The 24,636-nt window shown below is 72.6% G+C and carries 19 protein-coding genes; 9 read left to right on the top strand and 10 right to left on the bottom strand.

Annotation, left to right across the window (positions count from 1 at the left end; genetic code table 11):
- From DN069_RS32925 to DN069_RS32935, 3 genes are all read left to right on the top strand, one after another.
- Window positions 1-1,827 (top strand): glycosyltransferase (locus DN069_RS32925; protein WP_111506910.1); only part of this gene is annotated, 1,827 nt, incomplete at its 5' end.
- Window positions 1,824-3,107, top strand: a complete 1,284-nt coding sequence (locus DN069_RS32930; RefSeq protein ID WP_111506911.1) for a nucleotide sugar dehydrogenase — start codon at window positions 1,824-1,826, stop codon at window positions 3,105-3,107. The genes DN069_RS32925 and DN069_RS32930, both read left to right, overlap by 4 nt.
- Window positions 3,108-3,149: 42 nt before the next feature.
- Window positions 3,150-5,807 (top strand): glycosyltransferase, encoded by a 2,658-nt coding sequence (locus DN069_RS32935; protein WP_243640068.1) that lies wholly within the window; start codon window positions 3,150-3,152, stop codon window positions 5,805-5,807.
- A gap of 127 nt (window positions 5,808-5,934) precedes the next feature.
- Here the strand turns inward: DN069_RS32935 and DN069_RS32940 are convergent, their stop codons facing one another.
- The 4 genes from DN069_RS32940 to DN069_RS32955 all read right to left on the bottom strand — a co-directional run bounded on the left by DN069_RS32940 (window position 5,935) and on the right by DN069_RS32955 (window position 11,614).
- Window positions 5,935-6,528 (bottom strand): acyltransferase, encoded by a 594-nt coding sequence (locus DN069_RS32940; RefSeq protein WP_111506912.1) that lies wholly within the window; start codon window positions 6,526-6,528, stop codon window positions 5,935-5,937.
- Window positions 6,529-6,567: 39 nt separating this feature from the next.
- Complete coding sequence (locus tag DN069_RS32945; protein WP_133260119.1) at window positions 6,568-8,193, bottom strand: N,N-dimethylformamidase beta subunit family domain-containing protein; 1,626 nt, start codon at window positions 8,191-8,193, stop codon at window positions 6,568-6,570.
- A gap of 173 nt (window positions 8,194-8,366) precedes the next feature.
- Window positions 8,367-9,053, bottom strand: a complete 687-nt coding sequence (locus tag DN069_RS32950; protein WP_111506914.1) for a response regulator — start codon at window positions 9,051-9,053, stop codon at window positions 8,367-8,369.
- Window positions 9,050-11,614: an ATP-binding protein gene (locus DN069_RS32955; protein WP_111506915.1), complete on the bottom strand. Its 2,565-nt coding sequence runs from the start codon at window positions 11,612-11,614 to the stop codon at window positions 9,050-9,052. Before DN069_RS32955 ends, DN069_RS32950 begins: the two co-directional genes overlap by 4 nt.
- Window positions 11,615-11,879: 265 nt before the next feature.
- Between DN069_RS32955 and DN069_RS32960 the strand changes: the two genes are divergently transcribed.
- Window positions 11,880-12,320, top strand: coding sequence for a hypothetical protein (locus DN069_RS32960; protein ID WP_111506916.1), 441 nt, complete (start codon window positions 11,880-11,882; stop codon window positions 12,318-12,320).
- Window positions 12,321-12,339: 19 nt separating this feature from the next.
- Here the strand turns inward: DN069_RS32960 and DN069_RS32965 are convergent, their stop codons facing one another.
- The 3 genes from DN069_RS32965 to DN069_RS32975 all read right to left on the bottom strand — a co-directional run bounded on the left by DN069_RS32965 (window position 12,340) and on the right by DN069_RS32975 (window position 14,969).
- Window positions 12,340-13,716, bottom strand: coding sequence for a hypothetical protein (locus DN069_RS32965; RefSeq protein WP_111506917.1), 1,377 nt, complete (start codon window positions 13,714-13,716; stop codon window positions 12,340-12,342).
- 279 nt (window positions 13,717-13,995) lie between these two features.
- Window positions 13,996-14,301: a hypothetical protein gene (locus tag DN069_RS32970; protein WP_111506918.1), complete on the bottom strand. Its 306-nt coding sequence runs from the start codon at window positions 14,299-14,301 to the stop codon at window positions 13,996-13,998.
- A gap of 62 nt (window positions 14,302-14,363) precedes the next feature.
- The gene (locus tag DN069_RS32975) at window positions 14,364-14,969 is read right to left on the bottom strand and encodes a DedA family protein (protein WP_111506919.1); all 606 of its coding nucleotides are present in this window, start codon (window positions 14,967-14,969) and stop codon (window positions 14,364-14,366) included.
- A 59-nt stretch (window positions 14,970-15,028) separates the two neighbouring features.
- Here DN069_RS32975 and DN069_RS32980 point away from each other — a divergent pair, with 59 nt between their 5' ends.
- Window positions 15,029-15,289 (top strand): hypothetical protein, encoded by a 261-nt coding sequence (locus DN069_RS32980; RefSeq protein WP_111506920.1) that lies wholly within the window; start codon window positions 15,029-15,031, stop codon window positions 15,287-15,289.
- Here DN069_RS32980 and DN069_RS32985 read toward each other — a convergent pair.
- Entirely contained in the window at window positions 15,249-16,625 is a 1,377-nt protein-coding gene (locus DN069_RS32985; RefSeq protein WP_111506921.1) for a S53 family peptidase, read from the bottom strand. The genes DN069_RS32980 and DN069_RS32985 overlap by 41 nt on opposite strands.
- A gap of 343 nt (window positions 16,626-16,968) precedes the next feature.
- Window positions 16,969-17,316 (bottom strand): YrdB family protein, encoded by a 348-nt coding sequence (locus DN069_RS32990; protein ID WP_111506922.1) that lies wholly within the window; start codon window positions 17,314-17,316, stop codon window positions 16,969-16,971.
- Window positions 17,317-17,547: 231 nt separating this feature from the next.
- On the opposite strand from DN069_RS32990, the gene DN069_RS32995 reads away from it, so the two are divergent.
- Window positions 17,548-18,867, top strand: coding sequence for a UDP-glucose dehydrogenase family protein (locus DN069_RS32995; RefSeq protein WP_111506923.1), 1,320 nt, complete (start codon window positions 17,548-17,550; stop codon window positions 18,865-18,867).
- A gap of 16 nt (window positions 18,868-18,883) precedes the next feature.
- On the opposite strand, the gene DN069_RS41095 is transcribed toward DN069_RS32995, so the two are convergent.
- On the bottom strand, window positions 18,884-19,954 hold the full coding sequence (locus tag DN069_RS41095; RefSeq protein WP_207892356.1) for a hypothetical protein: 1,071 nt from the start codon (window positions 19,952-19,954) through the stop codon (window positions 18,884-18,886).
- Between the two features lie 276 nt (window positions 19,955-20,230).
- Between DN069_RS41095 and DN069_RS33010 the strand changes: the two genes are divergently transcribed.
- The 3 genes from DN069_RS33010 to DN069_RS33020 are packed head-to-tail and all read left to right on the top strand — an operon-like array spanning window position 20,231 to window position 24,634.
- A complete protein-coding gene (locus tag DN069_RS33010) occupies window positions 20,231-21,577 on the top strand; it encodes a glycosyltransferase family 2 protein (RefSeq protein WP_243640071.1) in 1,347 nt (448 codons plus the stop codon).
- Window positions 21,570-22,769 carry a glycoside hydrolase family 26 protein gene (locus DN069_RS33015; protein WP_133260121.1) on the top strand — a complete coding sequence of 400 codons (1,200 nt, stop codon included), beginning with the start codon at window positions 21,570-21,572 and terminating at the stop codon, window positions 22,767-22,769. The genes DN069_RS33010 and DN069_RS33015 overlap by 8 nt, the downstream gene beginning before the upstream one ends.
- On the top strand, window positions 22,766-24,634 hold the full coding sequence (locus DN069_RS33020; protein WP_111506927.1) for a glycosyltransferase family 39 protein: 1,869 nt from the start codon (window positions 22,766-22,768) through the stop codon (window positions 24,632-24,634). The genes DN069_RS33015 and DN069_RS33020 overlap by 4 nt, the downstream gene beginning before the upstream one ends.
- Window positions 24,635-24,636: the final 2 nt, after the last annotated feature.

Here is a 24,636-nt window from a genome sequence, read left to right on the forward strand (position 1 = left end):
CCGCGGCCGTCGACGGCCGCGGAGGCGGCCGAGGCGCCCCACGAGGCCGCGACGGCGCGGCCGAGCGCCGAGGCCGTGCCCATGACCCCGGTGAAACCCGCCCAGGTGCCCGCGACCGCGGGGCACGGCGCGGGCGCGGGTGGGGCGGCCCGTGTGGCCGGGGCGCAGGCAGAGGCCGCTGTGCCCGCGCAGTCCGGGCCGGCGCGGGCCGCGCAGCCGGATGTCACCGTGATCGTCGCGGTGTACAACACCATGCCCTACCTGACGACCTGCCTGGAGTCGCTGCTCGCGCAGACGCTCGGCACCGCGCGGATGCAGATCGTCACCGTCGACGACGGCTCGACCGACGGCAGCGGTGCGGTGCTGGACGCGTTCGCGGCCGAGCACCCCGGGTTGGTCGACGTCGTGCACCAGGCCAACTCCGGTGGCCCGGCGGCGCCGAGCAATCGGGCGCTGGATCTCGCCCGCGGGCGCTTCGTGTTCTTCCTCGGCGCCGACGACCACCTCGGCCCGGAGGCGCTGGAGCGCCTGGTCGCCGCCGCCGACGCGCACGGCACCGACGTCGTCGCGGGCCGGATGGTCGGCCTGAACGGCCGCTGGGTGCCGAAGGCCGCGTTCGAGCGGCAGCGGCACGACGCCACGCTCGGCAACTCCGCGCTGGCCTGGGCACTGTCGAACACCAAACTGTTCCGCCGCTCGCTGATCGAGCGGCTCGCGCTGCGCTACGACGAGGACCTGCCCGTCCTCAGCGACCAACCCTTCACGCTGGCCGCCCTGTTCGCCGCGGGCCGGGCGTCGATCCTGAACGACTACGACTACTACTACGCGGTGCGCCGCTACAACGCCGACAACATCACCTACCGGGGCGGACCGGAGCCGCGGTTGCTCGGCACCGAGCGGATCATGGCCCTGACCGGCCGGCTCGCCGAGTCCCCCGAGGTCCGCGACCGCGTGCACCGGCGCCACCTGGAGGGCGAGCTCGCGGACATCCTCGGCCCGGCGCTGCTGGAGCTGGACCGGGAGGCGCAGGAGCGGATCACGGCGCGGGTGGGCGCGCTGGTGCGCGAACACGCCACCGACGAGCTGCTGCTGAAGGTGCCGACCGCCGCCCGGATCCGGCTGCTGCTGGCCCGCGCGGGCGAGGTGGACGCGCTGCTGGAGGCGCTCCGCTTCGAACAGCGGCACCCGCGGCTGCCGCTGCTGATCCGCGGCGAGCGCGCCCTGCTGGACCACCCGGCCCTCGGCGACGCCCGACTCGGCCTCGACGAGCGGTTCTTCGCCACCGACGCCTCGCTGACCCGCCTCGACGGCCTGACGGCCGCCCTCGCGCTGGACGCGCGCCGCCGCCCCTGCCTGACCGTCACCGCGCACAGCCCGCTGCCGGGCTACGGCGGGCCGGTCGCCCGGCTCTGGGCGGAGACCTTCCGGCCCAGCGGCGCCTCGGCCGTGGGCGAGCAGTTCATCGCCCATCCGGCGCTGGTCTCCTACGCGCCCGCCCCCGACGGCGGGACCACGGTGACCGCGCGCGTCCCGCTCGGGCTGCTGCTGCGGCAGACCCACCTCGGCGCGGCGTCCGGCCCCTGGTCGCTGCGGCTGCGCCTGCACGGCCGGGCCGCGACGGGGAGCCGCACCCACGAGCTCGGTCCCGTCGGGTGCGACGCACCGGTCAAGCTGCGCGCCTGGCGCGGCCCCCATCTCTTCCGGGTCTCCGCGACCGTCGGCGCCGAGGGCGAGTTGCAGCTCTCGGTCGCCGCGCTGAGCCTGGTCCGCTCGCTGAAACGACGGCTGCGCCCCACCCCTCGCGCCGCCCAGGAAGGAAAGACGTGAACGTCTGCGTAGTCGCCCTCGGCAAGATCGGCCTGCCGTTGGCGGTGCAGTTCGCGAGCAAGGGCCACCAGGTCGTCGGCGCGGACGTGAACCCGGCCGTCGTGGAGCAGGTCAACGCCGGGACCGAGCCGTTCCCGGGCGAGGCCGAGCTGGACCTGCGCCTCAAGCAGGCCGTCTCCGCCGGTCTGCTGACCGCCACCACGGACACGGCCGCCGCCGTGGCCGGCAGCGACGTCGTGGTGCTGGTCGTCCCGCTCTTCGTCGACGGCGAGGGCACGCCGGACTTCTCCCACCTCGACGCCGCCACCGAGGCCGTCGCCGCCGGACTGCAGCCCGGCACCCTGGTCTGCTACGAGACGACGCTGCCGGTCGGCACCACCCGGGACCGCTGGGCGCCGCTGCTGGAGCGCGGCTCGGGCCTGACCGCGGGCCGCGACTTCCACCTGGTCTTCAGCCCCGAACGGGTGCTCACCGGCCGGGTCTTCGCCGACCTGCGCCGCTACCCCAAGCTGATCGGCGGCATCGACGCCGCCTCCGCCGCGGCCGGACGCGCCTTCTACGAGGCCGCGCTGGACTTCGACGAGCGCCCCGAACTGCCGCGCCCCAACGGCGTCTGGGACCTCGGCACCGCCGAGGCCGCGGAGCTGGCCAAGCTCGCCGAGACCACCTACCGGGACGTCAACATCGGCCTGGCCAACCAGTTCGCGCGCTTCGCCGACCGGGTCGGCGTGGACATCGCGCAGGTCATCGCGGCCTGCAACAGCCAGCCGTACAGCCACATCCACACGCCCGGCATCGCCGTCGGCGGCCACTGCATCCCGGTCTACCCGCGCCTGTACCTGTGGAACGACCCGGAGGCGACCGTCGTGGCCTCCGCCCGCGCGGCCAACACGGAGATGCCGGCCTACGCCGTCGACCTGCTGGCCGAGGCCTACGGCGAACTGAAGGACGCGCACGTGCTGGTGCTCGGCGCGGCCTACCGCGGCGGCGTCAAGGAGACCGCGTTCTCGGGCGTCTTCCCGACGGTCGCGGCGCTGCGCGAGCGCGGGGCGATCCCCTACGTCAGCGACCCGCTCTACACCGACTCCGAACTGGTCGCGCTCGGCCTGCCGCCGCACCGCGGCGAGCCGGTGACGGCGGCCGTGGTCCAGGCGGACCACCCCGAGTACCAGGCGCTCGGCTCCGCCGACCTGCCCGGCGTCCGGGCCCTGGTCGACGGCCGCCGCACCACCGACCCGGCGCGCTGGCAGGGCGTGCGCCGCGTCGTCATCGGCGGCTGAACCCCCGCCCCGCAGAACCATCCAGAGAAGGGCGCGACCGCCGTGAACGCGGAGCAGCAGCAGGACCAGGCGGCCGACCTGGCGGACCCCGACGAGCGGCTCGACCTCGACGACCGGCCCCGGCTGGCGGTCATCGTCGGCAACGGCATCACCGGCGACTCCCGGGTGCAGAAGACGGCGATCGCCGCCGCCCGGGACGGCTGGCGGGTCCTGCTGCTCGGCCGCAGCCGCAGCGGCCGGGTGGAGCGCTCCTGGATGGGCCCGATCGAGGTGGTCCGCGTCCCGGTCTGGCACAACGTGCGCCGCCAGGTCGCCCACGACCGCGCCCGCGGGCCGCGCAGCCTGGTCACCCGCTTCCGGCTCGACGACGTCGACGCGCTCAAGCGCTACCAGGCCGCGCACCGCACCTGGGACCGCGCGCTGAGCGCCGAGGTCGGCACGCTGGAACGCGAGGGCCGCGCCTCCGTGCGCCGCAACACGCTCAAGGCCGCGCTGCGGGCCCGCCGGACCGTGTACCGCGCCCGCAACTGGGCCTTCCGCTGGGAGGGCCGGCAGCAGCCGGACCCGACCGTCCCGGTCGGCGAGTGGCGCCTGGACTGGCCCGAACTGCTCGACCTGGACCTGGCCTTCGGCCCGGCCATCGAGGAGTTCCGCCCGCACGTCATCCACGCCAACGACGTCACCATGCTGGTCCCGGCCGCCCACAGCGCCGCCCGTCTGTGGGCCGCCGGCCACCGCTGCTCCTGGCTCTACGACTCGCACGAGTACGTGGCCGGCGTCGAGTGGGGCAACCCGCTGCGCCAGGCCGCGTACCCCGCGCTGGAGACGGAGTTCATCGGCCGCGCCGACGCCGTCGTCACCGTCTCCCCCGAGATCGCCGGGCTGCTGCGCGAGGCTCACGGCCTGCGGGAGACTCCGCTCGTCGTCGCCAACACCCCCGTGCGCGAGGCGGTCGGCGTGGACGCGCCCGGCACCGGCGTGCGCGCCCTGTGCGGGCTCGACGAAAGCGTCCCGCTGCTGGTCTACGCGGGCTGGGTGGACCGCCAGCGCGGGCTGGAGACGGTGGTCGCCGGGCTCGGCGCGCTCCCCGAGGTGCACCTGGCCCTGGTGACGAACCGCCAGAATCCCTTCGTCCAGGTGCTGCTGGACCAGGCGGCGGAGGTCGGCGCGGCCGACCGCGTGCACGTCCTGCCGTACGTGCCGCAGCACGCCGTGGCGGACTACATCGCCTCCGCGGACCTCGGCCTGATCCCGTTCCGGCGCACGCCCAACTGTGAGCTGTCGCTGCCGACGAAGATGGCCGAGTACCTCCACGCCGGCCTGCCGGTGCTGGCCAGCGACGTGAAGACGGTCCGCGCGTTCACCGAGGAGCACGGCATCGGTGAGGTCTTCACCGCCGGCGACGCCGTCTCCTTCGCCGAGGCCGCGGCCAAGGCCGTCGCCGCACGCGACGCCCTCGCCGAGCGGATCACCGAGCCGCTGCTGGCCGAACTCTCCTGGGAGGCCCAGACCGGCACGCTGCTCGACCTGTACCGCCGCCTCGCCGGGACCGGCCCGGAGGCCCCCCGCCCCGACGTGCCGTGGACCGTCACCGAGCAGGTGCAGCGCCCCGCGCAGAGCGAGGACGGCGCCTCGGCGGTCAACCGCTGGCGGTCCCTGGACGCGTCGGGCGACGTGCGCCTCGGCCTGGGCATCGCCAACTACGCGGGCCAGCTGGCCGCGTTCGCCTCGGCAGTCAGCCGCGAGCGCGAGGACGTCTCCTGCGAGGTCGTCATGGCCAGCAGCGCGACGGGCTTCGGCTACCCCGCCGACGCCTACCTCGACAACTCCCGTCTGGGCTCCGTCGATGTGCAGGTCGAGCAGGTCCGCCGGATCCTCTCCGGCCGCTACACCCACCTCCTCACCGACGCGTTCCGTCCCGTGCTGGGCTTCCTGAACGGCGACCACATCGGCGCGGACCTCCCCGCGCTGCGGTCGGCGGGCCTCAAGGTCGCGCTGCTGGCCCACGGCAGCGAGATCCGCCATCCAGGTCGTCACCTGGAGCGCCACGCCGAGTCCCTCTTTCTCGACGCCCCCGCCGAGCAGGTCGCGGCGATGACCGCGATCGCGGAACGCAACCGCCGCACGGCGGCGGACAGCGGCCTGCCCGTGTACGTCACCACCCCCGACCTGTTGATCGATCTGCCGTGGGCGACGTGGGCCCCGCTGGTCGTCGACGTCGACGCGTGGTCGAGCGACGCGCCCGTGCTGGAGCGCAAGCGCCCCGTCGTGGTCCACGCCCCGTCGAAGCGGTGGACGAAGGGCAGCGGCCGGATCCTCCCGGTGCTGGAGTCGTTGCACGACCAGGGCGCCATCGACTTCCAACTCCTGGAGGGCGTCCCGTGGGAGGAGGTCCGCCGCCGCATCAGGTCTGCCGACATCGTGGTCGACCAGTTCGCCATCGGCGCCTACGGCACGTTCTCCTGCGAGGCGATGGCGGCCGGCCGCCCGGTCCTCTGCTACATCTCCGACGAGGTCGAAGCGGTCACCGGCCCCCTCCCCATCGTCAACGCGACGAGCGCGACGCTGCGCGAAGCGGTGGAGTCCCTCCTGGACGACCGCGAGGCGGGCGCGCGAATCGGCGCGGAGTCCCTGGCCTTCGTCCGCGAGCACCACGACGGCCGCAGGACGGCCGCGGCGCTGTCGAGCTTCCTGCAGTAGCCCACCCAGGGGCGCGAGGCTCTGCGCGACAAGCCACCGGCGTGCGGATGGTCCTCATCGAACAGGGCCATCCGCGCAGGGGGGGTTTCTCGCGCAGTTCCTCGCGCCCCTGGGGAGTGCAGCTACCTCAGAGCTCGAAAAGTGATCCGTCACGCTCGGCGTAGCGCGAGTCCGTCTGGGGGCAGACCCACTCCCCCGTCGCGGCGTCCTGCTCCAGACGGACGCCCGCGCGGCCCACCCAGCCGATGCGCCGCGCCGGGACCCCCGCGACCAGGGCGAAGTCCGGGACGTCCCGCGTCACCACCGCGCCGGCGGCGACCAGGGACCAGCGACCCACCCGGACGGGGGCGACGCACACCGAGCGGGCGCCCAGGGACGCGCCCTCGGCGACGACGACGCCGACCGGCTCCCAGTCGCCGCCGCGCTTCAGCTTGCCCTCGGGGTCCACGGAACGTGGGTAGTGGTCGTTGGTGAGGACGACCGCGGGGCCGACGAAGACGCCGTCGGCCAGCTCGGCCGGCTCGTAGACCAGGGCGTGGTTCTGGAGTTTCACGTTGTTGCCGATGCGGACGCCGGGGCCGACGTACGCGCCGCGGCCGATCACGCAGCCGGTGCCGAGGCGGGCCTGCTCGCGGATCTGGGCGAGCTCCCAGACGGTGGTGCCGTCACCGAGCTCGGCCGTCGGGTCGACCTGGGCCGTGGGTTGGACGCGTGCGTTCATGCGCCGACCGTACGGCTTCCCGGTGAAGCGCAGGGGACGTCAGGCCTTCAGGCGGGTGACGAGGTTCCGTGTCGCGATCTGCGCCTGCGGGATCTCCAGCTTCGGTCCGCCGCCCAGCGCCAGCGCCCAGCCGAAGGTGCCGGCGTTGAAGACCCACCCGCCGGCCGTGGCGCGGTAGAGCGTGGTGTTCTGCTGCTGCATCCGGCTGCGGCCGGCCGCGCGGAACTGGGAGTCGGAGAGCAGCAGGTGCTCGCTCGCCGCGGGCAGCGGCACCCCGCGCTGTTGGCCGTCGGCCTCGCCACTGACCAGGTCGGGGAGGAAGTCGCCGTCGATCAGGTCGGTGCCCTGCCAGAACCAGTGCGTGGCGGTGCTGACCGTCAGCGGGAACGTGCCGACGACCGCTCCGGTGTACTGGCCGCCGAGCAGCCGCTGCTCGGCCAGCGCGCCGTTCGGGGCGGCACGGCGCCAGAACGTGGTCGGGCCGGTGGGGTCGTGGATCGGGTCGGGGTCGGTCTTGTAGCAGGTCATCAGCGGGAAGCCGGTGGGGTCCCGGTCGATCCGCACCTTCCAGTAGCAGTCGTTGGCGGCGAAGGTCGCCAGCGAGAGGCCCCCGGCCACGCCCTGCTCGACGGTCTGCCGCATCTCCTGCGACCAGTACTCGTCGTGGCCGCTGAAGAGCAGCGCCTGGTGCCGGCTCGGCACGACACGGCCCTCGTGCAGGTCGAGGTTGGTGGCGTAGGTGACGTCCCAGCCCTCGCGCTCGGCCCAGGAGACGAAGGCCAGGTCGAGAGCGAACTCGGCGGGCATGCCGTCGTGCTGGTAGGGGCGTCGGAAGCTGACGGCCCGGGAGCGCTGCGGGTAGTGCCGGACGTACCGCTGGCGCGCCACCGGCTCGGCGGGGTAGGTGTGGCCGTCGGGCGCCTTGGCCCCGGCCGCAGGGTCCGTGGCGGAGGGCAGGAAACCGTAGTAGAGGCTGCGGCCCAGCGTGCCGTCGAACGGGTACTGGTTGTAGGCCTGGTAGGTGTTGAACGGCAGCACCACCAGGAACGTACTGGCCCGGCTGTCGTCGCGGACCGCGAACGGCACGGCGGTGCGCTCGCCGCGCTCGGTGGTGAAGGAGGCGAGGTAGAGGCCGCTGACCCAGTCGCGCGGGATCTCCAGCGACCAACTGGGCTGCCAGCTCGTCCGGACCGTGCCGTTCGGCCCGTCCACCTCCGGTGCCGGCTGTTGCTGACCCCGCTGCTTGGGACTGGTCGTCAGCAGCCGCCCGCCCGCGCCGCCGTAGTGGCCCATCCGGTAGACGGCGACGGTGTAGGACTGCGGGGCGGCGGTGGCGACGTGGAAGGCGATCTGCTCGCCGTGGGTGACGCTGGTGGTGTCGGCGAAGGCCTTGATCTGGCTCAGGTCGTCGGTGACGGGCGTCGCGCCGCGGTCGGCGGACATCCAGCCCCGGCTGCCGGCCTCGCGGTTCTCGCGGGTGATCGGGTTGCCGGTGCGCACGTCGGCCGGCCGGGCCGTCGCCGAGCCGTTCCCGGCCCCGCCGCCGTCGTTCTCGGAGCACCCGGCCAGGCTCGACAGCCCGGCCGCCCCGGCGGCCACTCCCGCGGTCGCGGCGGCGGCTCGACCCACCCCACGCAGCAGGCCGCGTCTTGTGACTTCCCGCATCCGCAGGTCCCTCGTCCTCGCAGGCATCGCGTCTTCCGGCGGGAGTCTAGGCGGCGCCACCAGGCCCGAACCGGCCTCCGGAGGCCCGGTGACCGACTGTGACCCGATTGCGTCCGCGCGGTCCCCAGGACCTCACGCGCCGTCCAGCCGCCGTTCAATCTCACGGCTCGAACTCACGGCTCGAAGCGGTAGCCCATGCCCGGCTCGGTCACCAGGTGGCGCGGGTGCGCCGTGTCCGGCTCCAGCTTGCGGCGCAGGCCGGCGAAGTAGACGCGCAGGTAGTTGGTGCTGCCCTCGTGTCCCGGCCCCCAGACCTGCTGCAGGATGTGACGCCCGGTCACCAGGCGGCCGGGGTGCTGCAGCAGCACGGTCAGGATCCGCCACTCGGTCGGCGTCAGCCGTACGTCCGCGACCCCGTCGACCGCCGGGGTCACCACGCAGCGGTCGAGGTCGACCAGGTGGTCGCCGATCCGCAGCGGTCCCGACGAGGGCTCCTCGCTGGTCGGGCGGCGCAGCGCCGCCCGCAGCCGGGCCAGGAGTTCGTTCATCGCGAAGGGCTTGGTGACGTAGTCGTCGGCCCCGGCGTCGAGCGCGGCGACCTTCTCGCCGGAGTCGGCACGGCCTGACAGCACGATGACGGGGGCGGAGGTCCAGGCCCGCAGGGAGCGCAGCACCTCCATACCGTCGAGCTCGGGCAGGCCGAGGTCCAGGATGACGGCGTCGGGGGGATTCCGGGTGGCCTCGTGGAGCGCGCGGCGCCCGTCGGACGCGGTGGCCACCTCGTAGTGGCGGGCCCGCAGGTTGATCTGCAGGGCCTTGAGCATCTGGGGTTCGTCGTCGACGACGAGGATCCGGCTCACGCGGGCTCCTCCTCCCTCTCGTCCGCATCGTCCGGTGTCTCCTCCGTCGGTGCGGAGGGCAGCGACAGCACCATGGTCAGGCCGCCACCGGGGGTGTCCTCGGGCCGCAGGGTGCCGCCCATCGCCTCGGTGAGGCCGCGGGCGAGCGCCAGGCCGAGGCCGACGCCCGTCGCGTTGTCGGTGTCGCCGAGCCGCTGGAACGGCTGGAACATGTGCTCGCGGTCCTGCTCGGGCAGGCCCGGTCCGCGGTCGACGACCCGCAGTTCGACCCGCTCGCCCAGGGCGCTCGCGCTGACCAGCACCGGGCGGCCGGAGGCGTGTCGCAGCGCGTTTCCGACGAGGTTGGCGACGACGCGCTCCAGCAGCGGCCCGTCCACCAGCACGTCCGGGACGTCGGCCAGGCCTCGGGTCGTCACGGGGACCTCCGCCTCGGCGGCGCCGGAGCCGAGCGAGTCGAGCGCCGTCGCGACCACGTCCTCCAGCGCGTTCGGGTGCAACTGCAGTGAGAGCGCGCCCGCCTGGAGCCGGGACATGTCGAGCAGGTTCTCCACCAGCCGGGTCAGCCGCTCCAGCGAGACCTCGGCGGTGCCGAGCAGCTCGCGCTGGTCCTCGGGGCTGAACTCGACGTCGTCGCTGCGCAGCGAGGAGACCGAGGCGAGGGCGACGGCGAGCGGGGTGCGCAGGTCGTGGCTGACGGCGGCGAGCAGCGCGGTGCGCAGCCGGTCGGCAGCCTTGACCGGCTCGATCTCGGCGGCGGCCTCCGCCAGCCGGGCCCGCTCCAGGGCGACGGCGACGTGTGCGGCGAAGGCCGCGAGCACGCGCCGGTCGGCGGCGGGCAGCGGGCGGCCGCGCAGCACGAGCGAGGCGCTGCCGCCGACGGGCACCACCTCCGCGCCCGGCTGGTCCGCCAACTCCTCGGGCTCCACCACCGTTTCCACCAGGTCGACGCTGTTCAGCGCGAAGGTCTCCCGCAGCCGGGCGAGCAGGGCGGGCACGGCCTGGTCGCCGCGGAGCACGCTGCCGGCGAGCGCGGAGAGCGTCTCGGCCTCGGCGGTGGCACGCGCCGCCCGCCCGGCGAGTTTGGTCGCCGTGTCGACGATCCCCGCCACGACCAGGCCCACCAGCGCGAAGACCACCAGCGCCAGCACGTTGTTGGGCTCGGCGATGGTGAACTGGTGGATGGGCGGGATGAAGTAGTAGTTCAGTAGCACCGACGCCGCGACCGAGGCCACCAGCGCGGAGACCAGCCCGCCGAGCGTCGAGATGCCGACGACCAGGGCGAGGAAGAGGAGCGTCTCACTGGTCAGGTTGATGGTGTCCCTGGTCCGGCACAGGATCGCGGTCAGCACGAAGGGCAGCACGACGGCGCAGGCCAGCCCGGCCCAGCGGCGGGTCGCCGACCGGCCGTGGCGGGCGGCCTGTGCGCCGCCGAGCCGCTCGGTCAGGTGGCGCCCGCGGCCGGAGGACTCGTGGGTGACCATGTGGACGTCGATGTCGCCGGAGAGCTCGATCGTCGTCTCGCCGATGCCGCGGCCGCCGGTGAGCGCGCGGCGCAGCAGGCCGCGGCGGCTGGTGCCGAGCACCAGTTGGGTGGCGTTGGCGGCGCGGGCGAAGTCGAGCAGCGCGCTCGGCACGTCGTCGCCGACGACGGAGTGGTAGCTGCCCCCGAGCGACTCCACCAGCCGCCGCTGCGCGGCGAGCGCGGCCGGGTCGGCGTCGGCGAGCCCGTCGCTGCGCGCGACGTGCACGGCCAGCAGCGCCCCGTTGCCGGCCCGGTCCGCAATCCGTGCGGCGCGGCGGATCAGCGTCGCGCCCTCGGGCCCGCCGGTCAGCGCGACGACGACGGTCTCGCGGGTCTCCCAGACCTTGTGGATCTCGTGCTCGGCCCGGTAGCGACGCAGGCCCTCGTCGACGCGTCCGGCCAGCCAGAGCAGCGCGAGCTCGCGCAGCGCGGTCAGGTTTCCGACGCGAAAGTAGTTCGACAGCGCGGCGTCGACCTTCTCCGCGCCGTAGACGTTGCCGTGCGCCAGGCGCCGGCGCAGGCCCTCCGGGGCCATGTCGACCAGCTCGATCTGGTCGGCCCGGCGAACCACCTCGTCGGGCACGGTCTCCCGCTGCGGCACGCCGGTGATCTTCTGAACCACGTCGTTGAGCGATTCGAGATGCTGGACGTTGACGGTGGTCAACACGTCGACGCCGGCGTCGAGCAGCTCCTGGACGTCCTGCCAGCGCTTGCCATGGCGCCCGCCGGGGATGTTGCTGTGGGCGAGCTCGTCCACGAGCGCGACCTCGGGCCGCCGGGCCAGTACGGCGTCGACGTCCAGTTCGTCGAAGCGGCTGCCGCGGTACGCGCGCTCGGAGCGCGGCAGCACCTCCAGGCCGGCGACCCGCTCCTCGGTGTGCCGGCGCCCGTGGCACTCCACGAACCCGACGACGACGTCCTGGCCGCGTTCCGCCCTGCGGTGGGCCTCGTCCAGCATCTTGTAGGTCTTGCCGACTCCCGGCGCCGACCCGAGGAAGACCTTCAGCCTTCCCCGGCCCGAACCGGTGCTTCCCGCCATCGTGCCGTGCCTCCTCGCCACCCCCGTCCGGCATCCCACCCAACTGCACACCGGCCGGGCGCCGGACCGCTTTGACGGCACCTTGTCGGTCCCCACCGCTCCCCATACGCAATCTTGACGCCGCCCGACGGGTATCGATCCGTCGATCCTGAGGTGAGCAGCGCATTGATCCCGTTAAAACGGATGCGAAAACTCCGGATCACTTGCTAATGTGAAGGCACCGAGGCCATCGGGGCCTGGGAATCACGGAAAGAACCGATACGTCATGTCCGAGACCGCCACCGCAGCAGTGACCGCCCGTGTCATCGTCGGTGTCCGCGACTCCGCGAAGGGCCGCGCGCAGCTGCGCCGGGCCGCGGCGGAGGCCCGCCGCCAGGGCGCGGAGCTGGTCCCGGTCCTCGCCTGGTCCCCCTCCGGCGGCGAGCTGCTCTACCGTGCCCGCCCCTGCCCCGAGCTGGCCCACGCCTGGGAACGCCGCGCCTGCGCGAAGCTCGACGAGGTCGTCACCGAGACCCTCGCCGCCGAGCAGCTGCCCGCCGCGGTCCGTCCCGTCACCGTCCGCGCGGAGTCCCTGGCCGAGGCCGTCACCGCCACGGCCACCGCCCCCACGGACCAGGTCTTCGCCCCGGCGGAGCGCCCCGGTCTGCTGACCCGCCTGGGCTTCTACCACCACACCCCGAACCGCGGCGTGGCCCTGGCCCACTGAGCGGGACGCCACCCGCGGATCAGCGGAACTCGCGCAGCCGCGGCGCGGCGCCCAGGCCCACCAGGGCCAGGACGCCCGCCACACAGCCCAGTTGCAGCCACAGCGCCGAGTCCGCGCGGTGCGCGCCGGTCGCGGAGGCGGCGGCGTAGGCCTTCTCGTTGATGCCGATCAACGACTGCAGGGCGGTGTCGTGGGCGTCGAAGTCCGCGTTCGAGCCGCCGGGAGCGAGGCTGGTGCAGTAGGCGATCGCATCCTCCAGCCGGCCCGAGGTGACCAGCGCGCGGATCTTGCGGTCGTCGACCTGGTACGCCTGGAAGGCCAGCAGGGTGTGCGTCGCCGCCTCGCGCTCGCCGGGGAAGGTGATGTTGCGGAACTCCCTGCCGTACTCACCGCCGAAGCCGACGTCCGAGGGGTTCTCCTTCAGCCGCGCCACCGCGGTGGCCAACGCGCTGTCGTAGGTGTCGAGCCCCGCGCCGTCCAGGGAGAGGACCTGGTCGGTGTCGGTGACGAAGTCCGCCTGGTACTGGGCCCGCCGGCCGACGTCGAGGACGTAGCGGCTCTCCGCCGCGTTCGAGTCGGCGACGATCGCGCGGGCCTGGGTCAGCGCGACGACGGAGTCGTACGCGTCCTTGCGGGCGGTGGAGAGGTCCTGGCCCTCGCCGCCGAGGAACGAGCCGGCCGTGGAGAGCAGCACGACGACCAGCACGCCGGCGGCCGCCAACGCGGGACTGACGACGCGTCGGAACCGCACCGCGAGCCAGATCTGCGTACCGACCACGGCCACCAGCAGCCCGCCGCCGAGCAGCGCGAACCAGAGTCCGGCCGTGTCCAGGCCGCGCCGCTCGTCGCCGTAACTCTGCTCGAAGGCCTGGTCGTTGGCCTGCACCAGCGAGTGTGCCGCGGGCAGCAGCTGCTGCCGCATCAGGTCGGTGGCCTGGCGGTAGTCGGCGAGGGCGGCGGGGTCCGGGTGACCGGCGGTCGCGTTCGCGTGGGAGTCCAGCTCCAGCGCGCGGGCCGCCAGGTCCTGGTAGCGGCCCATGCCGTCGAGGATCGCGGCGAGCGCGGTCTGTGCGGCGGCGTTGCCGGAGGCGTCCAGCGTGGCCTGCTGCAGGTCCCTGTCGGCGTCGGTCCGGTCGGTGGCGTACTGCTGCCGGGCGGTGGCGAGGTTCGTCGTCAGTCTGAGGTCGTCGCCGAACATCAGCTGGTTCGCGGCCTGCGCGTCCAGGTCGGTCAGCGCCTGGTAGAGCGCGCCGGCGTCGGTGACCTGCGGCGCCTCGTGCCGGGTGATCTGGTCCCAGGTGTCCCGCGCCCCCGTGGTCGTCGCGTAGAGCACCCCGCCCAGCGCCAGCGCGAGCACCGCGCACAGCGCGCTCGCCCAGCGCAGGCGCGCGGGCACGCTCAGCCGCGTCCCGGCGCGGACCCTCCCCCACCGTGGCCGCGTGGGAGGCCCCGGCTCCGGCCCCTCCCCCGAGGAGCGCTCCCCTTGTGCGCGCTCCGGCACTGCGACCCGTTCCCCCACCGTCGTCATCCCCGCCGAGCCTTCTCCCCGTCTCCGGCCTGTCGGCCTCGGGGATCACTCTGCTGGGGAACGCGAGCGCGCCGACGCGTCCTAACGCTCTCTTAGCGCTCGGCTGCCGGTTCTTGACGCCTTGTTGGCGGGAGGCGAGCCGACGCCCTACGCGGGCACGCTCTCCGGCATCGGCAGTTTCCGGCCCTCGGTCAGCAGCGTGCAGACGGGCGTGTGCGGGCGGTGGCCGCCGTGGTGGGGGTGGTCGACCCGCACGCTGATGGGCGTCGGCGGCTCGCCGGGCAGCTCCGCCTCCAGCACCGTCGTGCCGGTGCCGCGCTGGTGGTGGTAGCCGACCTCCTTCCCGTCGACGAGGAGCAGGAGGTCCTCGGTGCGCCAGGTGAACCCGGTGCGCAGGTCGAGCGAGACCGAGTGGCCGTCGATGTCGAGGTGGTAGTGGTGCCGCGTGGTCATCCTGGCCTCCCGGGCCGCCGGACGTCCCCCTCAGCTACCACGATAAGCCCGGCCCGCGGCCCCTACCCCTGGCGCTTGTGGCGCCGCCAGGCCCAGACACCGACCACGGCGATCACGATCACCGCGATTACCACGGCGGCGATCTGGCCGGCCTGCTTCTCCACCCGCTGGTAGGCCTGTCCGGCCAGGTACCCCAGCAGCGTGAAGCCGATCCCCCAGGTGATCCCGCCCAACGCGTTGAACAGCAGGAACCTGCGGTAGGGCATCTTGGAGATGCCGGCGAGGGCGGGCATGACCGCACGGAAGAAGGCGATGAACCGGCCGAAGAAGACGGCGGCGGCGCCGCGGTCCCGGATCATCTCCTGCGCCGCCCCGAGCCGGTCCTGGTGCCGGCGCAGCGGCCGGATCCCCAGGATCCGGCCCCCGAAGTGGTGGCCGATCTCGTAGCCGACGCTGTCACCCGCGATGGCGGCGACGACGACCACCAGCGCGACGGCCCAGTAGGAGACGTGCCCCTGGTTGGCCAGCACACCACCGAGGACGGCGGCGGTCTCGCCCGGGAGGACGAAGCCGATGAAGATCGCGTCCTCGAGGAAGACGAGCGCGCCCACGACCGCGTACACGACGGGCCCGGACAGGCCGGCCAACCAGTTGGTGATCGCTCCCATGGCCCCCAGTCTGCGCCATCGCGCAGGGCTCCCGGGCGGAGGCTCATGGAGTGGCGGGCATGAAGATCTTTCTGGCCGGGGCGGGCGGGGCCATCGGGCGGCGGTTGGTGCCACTGCTGCGGGACGCGGGGCACGAGGCCGTCGGTACCTCGCGGAGCGCGGAGGACGCGCGGCGGGTCCGCGCGCTGGGCGCGGGGGCCGTGGTCGTGGACGGCAAAAGGACGGGGCGCGAGGGGTGGACGGTCACCCTCGCGCCCCGTCAGCTCAAGCGGTCAGCCGTCAGCCGCGCGCCAGCGCGTCGACGAAGGCCGGGCCGTTGATCGTGCCCCAGCCGCTGGCCAGGTCGTAGCCCTTGGCGGCGGTGTAGCCGTTGACCTTGCCGAAGGAGTTGTTGCCGGTGGTCACGTCCACGATGCCGTGGCGGGCGGCGCCGGTCTCACCCATCAGGTACAGCTTCGGGTTGATCAGGCCGAGGTCGTGGCCCGCCTTCTGGTCCGCCATCGCGACGATGCCGGAGAAGATCGGGGTGGCCTCGCTGGTGCCGCCGACCAGGCCCCAGCCGTCGTTCGCCTTGTTCGGGTCGAAGGTCTGGTAGACCCAGGCCGCGCCGTTGACCGCCGCGGTCATGCTGATGTCCGGGGTGCCACGGGTGGCGCCGGTCACCTTGGCGACGCCCTTCTGGAAGGGCGGACGGGCGAAGACGCCGGACTTGCCGCCGCCGCCCGCGCCGTAGCCGTCGTTCCACACCATGTCGGCCTTGAGGCGGTTGCCGTTGTCGTCCAGCGTCAGCTGGGTGCCGCCGACGGAGGTGACCATCGGGTCGGAGGACGGCCAGGAGTTGACCTTGTACGGGTAGAGCCCGGTGGTGCTGGTGGAGTCGGTGGCGCCGTTGTCGCCGGAGGCACCGAGCACGGTCACCTTCTTGGCGAGCGCGTCATGGAATGCATAGCGCAGGTCCTGGATGGACTTCGCACCCTTGCCGTAGTCGGGGAAGGTGTTCTCGGTGGCGCCGAAGCTCTGCGAGATCACGTCGCCGATGTGGTGGTCGATCGCCCACTTCTCGGCGGACATCATCTCCGGGAAGCCGGTGGTGCCTTCGGTCTCGGAGACACCGGTCTCTATCAGGACGATCTTGGCGCCGGGGGCTATCGCGTGGGCGTACTCGACGTCCAGCGTGGTCTCGCCGGCCCAGCCGAGCTGGTCCGGGGTGCCGGTGAAGGTCGGGACGTTGCCCCACTTCTTCACCTGCACGGAGGTGTTCGGCAGGCCGAAGGTCTTGTCGAAGGTGTTCAGGTCCTTCTGGATCGTCGGCGACCCGAAGGAGTCGACGATGACGATGGTGCGGCCCTTGCCGGTGATGCCGGCCTTGTAGAGCGGGGCCAGGTTGTAGGCCTTGCGGTACTGCGTCGGGGTGTAGCAACGGATGTGGAGCTTGCTCGCCAGGCAGGCGCTGGTCGGCAGGACCGAGCTCATGCCGGAGGCGAGGAAATGACCGGCCGAGGCCGGGACCGGCTTGGGCAGCGCGGCCGACGCGGTCGCCCCGGAGGCGACGGCGGTGCCGGGCGCACCGGCGGTGAAGGCGAACAGGGCGGCTGCGCCCGCGGTGACCGCGGCAGCAGCTCGGAGGGAACGCGCACGCGCGCTGGAACGACCCATGGTTCTCCTCAGGCTCACAATGGCGTGCACGCGAGCACCGGGGGAAAAGTCTGAATACATGTCACCCCCACCCCCCCGGGCGCGGCACTGCCGCAACAGTGCGGACGATGCTGCCTCACCGATCCCGTCGGGCACCACCCCCCGACCGGGGGTTGCAACCCCGCGACGTGGTGCACCTGTGCGTTCCGTTTCCGGAGGTCACCTCGTCAGTTCCGCGTCGTCCCGGTGTCAGCTCCAGGCCGTCGCACTGTCAGGCCCCGGCCGTCGCGCCGTCAGCCGCGCTCGGTGCGAATGGCCGCTGTGGCGCAGATCACCAACAGCGCGGCGGACTCCGGCAACGCGATCAACGCACGGTCAGTTCCAGGACGGTGGACAGCGCCCAGGCCGCGAGGTACCAGCAGCCCGCGCGTCGCCGCCCCGCGGCGAACAGGGCGGCGGCGCCCGTGCCGAACCAGACGAGCTCCAGCGCCGCGCGGCCGACGCCGTGCAGCGGGTACGCCGCGCTGGGCGCGCCGAACAGCGCCCAGACCACGACCAGCAGCACCAGGGCGCCGACGGCGAGCAGGATCCGCAGCGGCCGGGCGAGCGCACTCCGGGTCAGGCCCCAGTACCCGGCGCAGCCATAGACGGCGAGTTCGAGCAGGAAGGCGAGCGTGGCGCTCACTCCACCGAGAACGGTCCCGGCGCTCATCGCACGAGCCTCAGCGCCGCAAGGGCGCTGACGACCAGTCGTGTGTTCATTGAATCTCCCCCATAATCATTCGAGCCATGAACGATATGGAGAAGCTACCATTCTGTTCCTGAGGGATGTCAAGGGCGACGACGTCAGGGCGTCCCACCCCACTGCCGCGTACACAGGACAGTCGACTAGGCTCACCGAACTCATATGGAACGCCTAACGAGCTGTGGAGGACGTGCGCGTATGCGGCTCACGGTGATCGGCACCGGCTATCTCGGGGCCACGCACGCGGCGTGCATGGCGGAACTCGGGCACGAGGTCCTCGGCGTCGACGTCGAACCGGACCGGATCGCCGCGCTCCGCTCCGGCCGACTCCCCTTCTACGAGCCGGGCCTGGACGAGCTGGTGGCCAAGCACGTGGCCTCCGGCCGCCTGCGGTTCTCCACCTCCTACCAGGAGGCGGCGGACTTCGCCGACGTGCACTTCTCCTGTGTCGGCACCCCGCAGCGCGCCGACGGCAACGGCGCGGACCTGCGCTACGTCGACGCCGTCGTGGAGACCCTCGCGCCGTTCCTGACACGCCCGGCGCTCATCGTCGGCAAGTCCACCGTCCCGGTCGGCACCGCCGCGCGTCTCGCCGCCCGGATCGCCGAACTGGCCCCGGCCGGCGCCGCGGCCCGGCTCGCCTGGAACCCCGAATTCCTGCGCGAGGGCTACGCGGTGGCGGACACCCTGCACCCGGACCGGCTGGTCTTCGGCATCGACCCGGCCGCGCCGGAGACCGAGGCCGTACTGCGCGAGGTCTACGCGACGCCGCTCGCCGAGGGCGTGCCCGCCGTGGTGACCGACTTCCCCACCGCCGAGTTGGTGAAGACCGCCGCCAACGCCTTCCTGGCCACCAAGATCTCCTTCATCAACGCGATGGCCGAGGTCTGCGAGGCGAGCGACGCGGACGTCACCCAGCTCTCCCGCGCGCTCTCCTACGACGAGCGCATCGGCGGCCGGTTCCTGGGCGCGGGCGTGGGCTTCGGCGGCGGCTGCCTGCCCAAGGACATCCGCGCGTTCCGGGCGCGGGCCGAGGAGTTGGGTGTCGGTCCGGCCCTGGCCTTCCTGGGCGAGGTCGACGCGATCAACCTGCGCCGGCGCGAGCGGGTGCCGGCGCTCGCGGAGGAGCTGTGCGGGGGCGACCTCACCGGACGCCGGGTGGCCGTCTGGGGTGCGGCGTTCAAGCCCGAGTCGGACGACATCCGCGACTCACCCGCGCTGGACGTCGCCTCCCGGCTGCGTCGCCGCGGCGCGCTGGTGAGCGTCTACGACCCCAAGGCGATGGACAACGCCCGCAAGCTGCACCCGGAACTCGACTACGCCACCGGCGCGCTGGAGGCCGCCCAGGACGCGGAGCTGGTGGTCCACCTGACCGAGTGGGCCGAGTTCCGCGCCCTGGACCCGCGGGCCGTGGCCGGGGTCGTGCAGACGCCGCGGCTGATCGACGGCCGCAACGTGCTCGACGTGGCGGCCTGGCGGGCGGCCGGCTGGAGCGTGCGCTCGCTCGGCCGCCCGTGACCGGGCCGGCGGCGGCTCAGCTGTTCTGCTCGATCTTCAGCAGCGAGCTGAGCACGTAGCTCTCGGCGGCGTGCCCGGCCGCACCGGACAGCGCGTCAGGCTTGCTGGCCGAGGCACCCGTCAGCCCGGACTCCGAGACGTACAGGAAGCGGTCGCTCACCGCGTGCGTCACCTGGCAGCCGGCCTTGCCGACGCAGAACGAGTCGACGTTGCCGCCGTAGAGCGGGGTCACCTTGCCGGTGAAGGCGCTCGCGGCGGCCTGGGCGTCGGCCTTGCTGTGGAAGACCACCACCGCGACGGTGACCGCGTGGTTGCCGTTGTTGTAGGTGCCGCGCAGCACCTGGGCGCAGCCGTTCTTGGTGAGCACCGAGCCGAGACCGTCCATGCTGGCCTTCCAGCACGTGTCGTTGTTGTCGTCCGCGGTGCGGGTGAAGGTCTTGCCGTCCGCGGTCAGCGTCGTCTTGGCGAAGACGTCGGCGGGCGCCAGCGGCGGGGTGTGCGTGGCCGAGGGCGAGGCGGAGGGCGAGGCCGGAGCACTGCTCGTGGAGGCGACGGGCGTCGGCGTGGTGGAGGGCCCGGCGTTCGTGTGGTTCTTGGAGCCGGAGAGCCCGAACCAGACCACACCCCCGATCACGGCCAGGCCCGCGACCAGCGCGGCGGAGATGACGACGGTGCGCTTGCGCTTGCCCGTGCGCTCGTAGTCGTCGGCCATGCTCGCCCAGTCGGGCTCCTGCGAGCCGCCGCCAGGCCCGCCAGGGCCGCCGCCGAACGCGGACGCGGGCTGCGTGGGCTGCTGCGCGTACATCTGCTGCTGCACCGGGGGCTGCTGAGCCTGCTGGGCCTGCTGGGCCTGCTGGGGCTGCTGGGGCTGCTGGGGCTGCTGCGGGTAGCCGTAACCGGGCGCGGGGTACTGCTGCTGCTGCTGAGGTATCTGCTGCTGCGGTGTGGGCTGCTGGTACTGCTGCGGCTGGGGCTGCTGGGGCTGGGGTTGAGCCTGGGGAGCAGGCTGCGGCGGCACCGGCTGCTGCTGCTGCGGGTAGAGCCGCGGATCCGGCGGAGAGGCAGAGCCTGACGAGGCTTCGGACATGGCGGTTCCTCCATCGATGACGTTCGGTGCCAGGACGAGTCTGACCGATGCCGGCCTGGAAGGGGGTGCCCGGGGAGCAATCCACCGTCGGACGGAACTCGAGGAGATGTCCCCTCCCACCAAGTTCCTTACAAAATCATGCCTTATTCATTCATCACCGATGCATAACAGTTCGTCGAAGGCCTTTTGGTCTGCACGGATTTGTCCAGATTTGACATGCGTCACCGTCATACCATCTCTGTTGCTGCCGCTTCGCGGCCCTTTTGGATCGATGCGGTGAGCCGCAGGCAAGAACGGGTGGACATGCTGGCCTTCCTGCTCGAACTCGGCAGGTGGTGGACCGACGGGTCGGTCTATCCGTTTGCCGTGTTCATGGCACTGATCTGGTTCCTCTGGGTCGTCAGGATCGCCCTGGCCCGTCGGTACAAGCCCTGGAAGCGGCCGTGGACCGCCACCACGTCGGTGATCATCCCGGTGGTCGACGAACCGGAGGAGCTCTTCCGCGACGTGCTGCGGCGCATCATGGTGCAGCGGCCGACCGAGATCATCGTGGTCATCAACGGACGCCGCAACCCTGTGCTGGAGAAGATCTGCGCGGATATCGGCATCCACTGGGTGTGGACCGAAATCCCGGGCAAGCGCAACGCGTTGAAGATCGGCCTGGAGGAGTCCTCCGGCGAGATAGCCGTGCTGGTGGATTCCGACACCATCTGGACCGACAACACGCTCAGCGAGTTGATCAAGCCGTTCCGCGATCCCGAGGTCGGCGGCGTGACCACCCGTCAGCGCATACTCGAGCCGAGCCGCGCCGTGCTGACCCGCTGGGCGGACTGGCTGGAGAGCGTCCGCTGCCAGTACTCGATGCCGGCCATGAGCGTGCTCGGCACCGTCGGCTGCCTGCCCGGCCGCACCATCGCCTTTCGCAGCAGCATTCTCTTCGACTGCCTCGACGACTTCCTCTCCGAGAAGTTCCTCGGCGTCTTCCTCGAGGTGAGCGACGACCGGACGCTGACCAACTACACGTTGAAGCGCGGATATCGGACGGTCTACCAGTCCACGTCCCTGGTCTACACCGACGCGCCGCTGCAGCTCACCAAGCTCGCCAAGCAGCAGTACCGCTGGGCCCGCGGCTCGCAGTACAACACCCTGCGCATGCTGCCCTGGATGCTGCGGAACGCGAAGATGCTCTGCCTCTTCTACCTGACGGACATCGCCGTGCCGTTCGTGCTGCTCGGCACCTTCGGCTCCTGGGTGGCGGCCGCGTTCCACCAGGCGCGCCCCGGCATCTACAACGCGCTGCCGCTGCCCGGTGATCCGACCCGGTCCCTGGTGCTGGTGATCGTGCTGGCCGCGGTGATGTCGCTGCTGTCCATCGCCATCCGGTTCGGGCGCCACTTCGCCTACCGGCCGCAGGACCTGCTGTTCCTGCCCACATTCATGATCATCAACACCCTGCTGCTGCTCCCGGTGCGGCTGCTCGGTTTCTTCCGCTGCGCGCACAACGCGAGTTGGGGCACCCGGAAGGACAGCTTCGCCGGTGAGAAGAGCCGCAGCCCGCTCGTTCTCGTGCCCTATCTGATCGGAGCCATGATGCTGGCGGGTTCGGTGATGATGAGTGTCTAGGTCGGACCAACGACGGGTCCGCCGCCTGCACTGGTGGAACCGCGGCAGCGGGATCCGGCTGCGGGTCTGGATGGTCGTCAACGTGCTGCTGCTCAGCACGATCAGCTACGGGGTCTACGCCGCCGTCCAGTCCAAGGCCCAGGGGGCGCCCTTCGCCGGCCTGGGCGTCGCGCCCAGCGCCCCCGGCCTGCTCTCGGGTCTCGGCAGTGGCGGCAAGAAGAAGCCGGCCGCCACCGTTCCGGACAAGTCGCTCTTCCTGGACCCGAAGGGCGTCTACTTCGGCGCGGCCACCCCCGGCGCGCCCTACAGCTCCGGTGAGGTCTCCGAGGTGGCCGCCGCGGCCGGCGGGGTGCGCCCGACCATGACGGAGTTCTTCGTCAACTGGACCCAGGACTTCCGGCCCGCCATGATCACCTCCGCCTACGACCACGGCACCCTGCCGGTGATCTCCTGGGAGCCCTGGGCGGGCGGCCAGGAGAACAACCTCGGCGGCGGCCAGACCCCGGCGGACCAGACGAACCAGCCCAAGTACCGGCTGGCCAACATCATCGACGGCTCCTTCGACTCCTACATCACCGCGTTCGCCCAGGGCGTCGCCGCCGCCAAGTGGCCGGTCGCGCTGCGCTTCGCGCACGAGATGAACGGCACCTGGTACCCGTGGTCGGAGAAGGCCAACGGCAACAAGGCCGGCCAGTACGTCGCCGCCTGGCGGCACGTCCACGACCTCTTCCAGAAGGCCGGGGCCACCAACGTCATCTGGGTGTGGAGCCCGAACATCGTCCGCCCGGTGCCGCACACCAAGCTCAGCACCCTCTACCCCGGGGACGCCTACGTCGACTGGGTCGGCCTGACCGGCTACGGTGTCCGCGAGGCCAGCCCCGCGGACACTTTCGACCCGACGCTGCGTCAGGTCCGGACGTTGACCAAGAAGCCGATGCTGATCACCGAGACCGGCGCGCAGCCCGACAAGGACAAGGTCTCCTGGGTGCGCTCCTTCTTCCCGTGGCTCGAGCAGAACCACGACATCGTCGGCTTCGTGTGGACCGAGAAGACCAAGACCACCGGGGCCCTCGCGGACTGGCGTTTCGACGGCGACGCCCAGAGCCAGGACGCGTTCCAGACCGGCATCAGCACGGCGCCGCTGGTGACCGGGCTCGGCGTCACCGAACCTTCGAGCGGGAGCACCCCATGACCCCCGAGCCCGGCCCAGACGGCGACGAGTCCGGCTGGTTCACCCGCTCCCGCCCCGAGCCGGACCCGCAGAACCCGATCCCGCACCAGCAGCAGCGCCCCGAGCCGCAGCCGTACCGCCCCCAACCGCTGCCCGAGTACGGCGGATACGGCGAGAACGGCCAGCACGGCCACTACGCCGCCGCCGAGCCGGACCGCGGCGGCGCCACGCTGCTCCAGGAGGAGGCTGCGGGCGGCGCCGGCGCCGACGACGACGAGCAGTACATGTGGACGCACCCGGACGAGGAGCCCCGCTACCCCGTCACCGAGGCGGAGCCGCAGGCAGACCCGTTCGAGGAGGACCACGCCGAGGAGGAGGGCGCCGGCCGCGGCGCCCGCGCGCTGCGCACCGCGGCGCTGCTGCTGGTGCCCTCGGTGGTCACCCTCGTGGTCGCCGGCTACCAGCTGGGGCAGCGTCAGCTCTGGCAGGACGAGTCGGCGTCCTGGTGGGCGGCCACCCTCTCCTGGTCCCAACTGCTGCACCTGCTCGGCAACATCGACATCGTGCTGGCGCCGTACTACGCGCTGATGCACCTGTGGGTCTCCGTCGCCGGCACCTCCGCGGTGGCGCTGCGGGTGCCCTCGCTGGCGGCCATGTGCCTGTCGGCGGGACTGCTCGGACTGCTCGGCCGCCGGATGTTCAACGCCCGGGTGGGCCTGGTCGCCGGTCTGCTCTTCGCGATGCTCCCGGTCACCAGCCGCTACGGGCAGGAGGCGCGTCCCTACGCCCTCACCGTGCTCGCGGTGCTGGCGGCGACGCTGCTGCTCTACCGCGCCCTCGACGACCCGCGCGCCGACCGCTGGGGCGGCTACGCCCTCTCGCTGCCGTTCACCGGCATGTTCCATCTGGTCGCGGCGCTGGTCCTGGCGGCGCACCTGGTGCTGGTGCTGGTGGTGGCCAGGAAGCGCTGGGGCGCGTGGGCGGCGGTGGTCGGCTTCTGCGCCGTCCCGGTGCTGCTGATCGCGCTGCTCGGGCACACCCAGTCCGCGCAGGTCTCCTGGATCTCCACGGACCTGAAGAGCCTGCCGCAGTTCCCGGGCCAGTTCTTCCAGTCCACGCAGGGCATGTACGTCGTCGTCGGCGCGGCGCTGCTGGGCCTGTTCTTCGCGCGGCGGTACGCGTTCGTGCTGCTGACCTGGACGCTGGTGCCCCCGGTGCTGCTGTTCGCGTCGCGCTCGATGCTGAACCTGTTCCTGCCGCGGTACCTGCTCTTCACGCTGCCGGCCTGGGCGCTGCTCGGCGCCGTCGGCATCTGCGGCCTGGCCGGGCTGCTCGGTCCGCGCCGCAAGGGGGTGGCCGTACGGCAGTTGGTCGCGGGCGTCGCCGTGGTCGCGGCGCTCGTCGCGGTCTCCCTGCCGGACCAGCGCACGGTCCGGGCCAACCCGCTGGCGGGTCAGCCCGACTTCCAGAGCGCGGCCGGCTGGCTGCTCGGTCAGCAGCGGCCCGGCGACGGGATCGCCTTCGCGGGCACCCGCGGCGTGCCGATCCGCACCATGGCCTACAACATGCGCGGGTCGAGCCTGCAGCCCAAGGACGTGTTCCTGGCGGAGTCCCCGGCCGACTCGGGCACCTACGAGGGCAAGCCGTGCGTGGTGCCGTCGACCTGCGCGGCCGGCGTCCAGCGGATCTGGCTGATCTCGACGTCGACCACCGCGTCCTTCTACGACGGGCTGCCGACCAAGCAGCAGATGGTGCTGACGCAGCAGTTCAAGGTGGTGTCCGAGCAGCGCTTCGTCGGTCAGCTGCGCGTGGTGCTGCTGGAGCGCCGCCCGCCGGCCACGCCGTCGCTGCCGGTGAAGAAGCCCCACACCAAGGCCAAGCACTGAGC

The sequence above is a fragment of the Streptacidiphilus pinicola genome (assembly GCF_003258295.1).
GTDB classification, from domain to species: Bacteria; Actinomycetota; Actinomycetes; order Streptomycetales; family Streptomycetaceae; genus Streptacidiphilus; species Streptacidiphilus pinicola.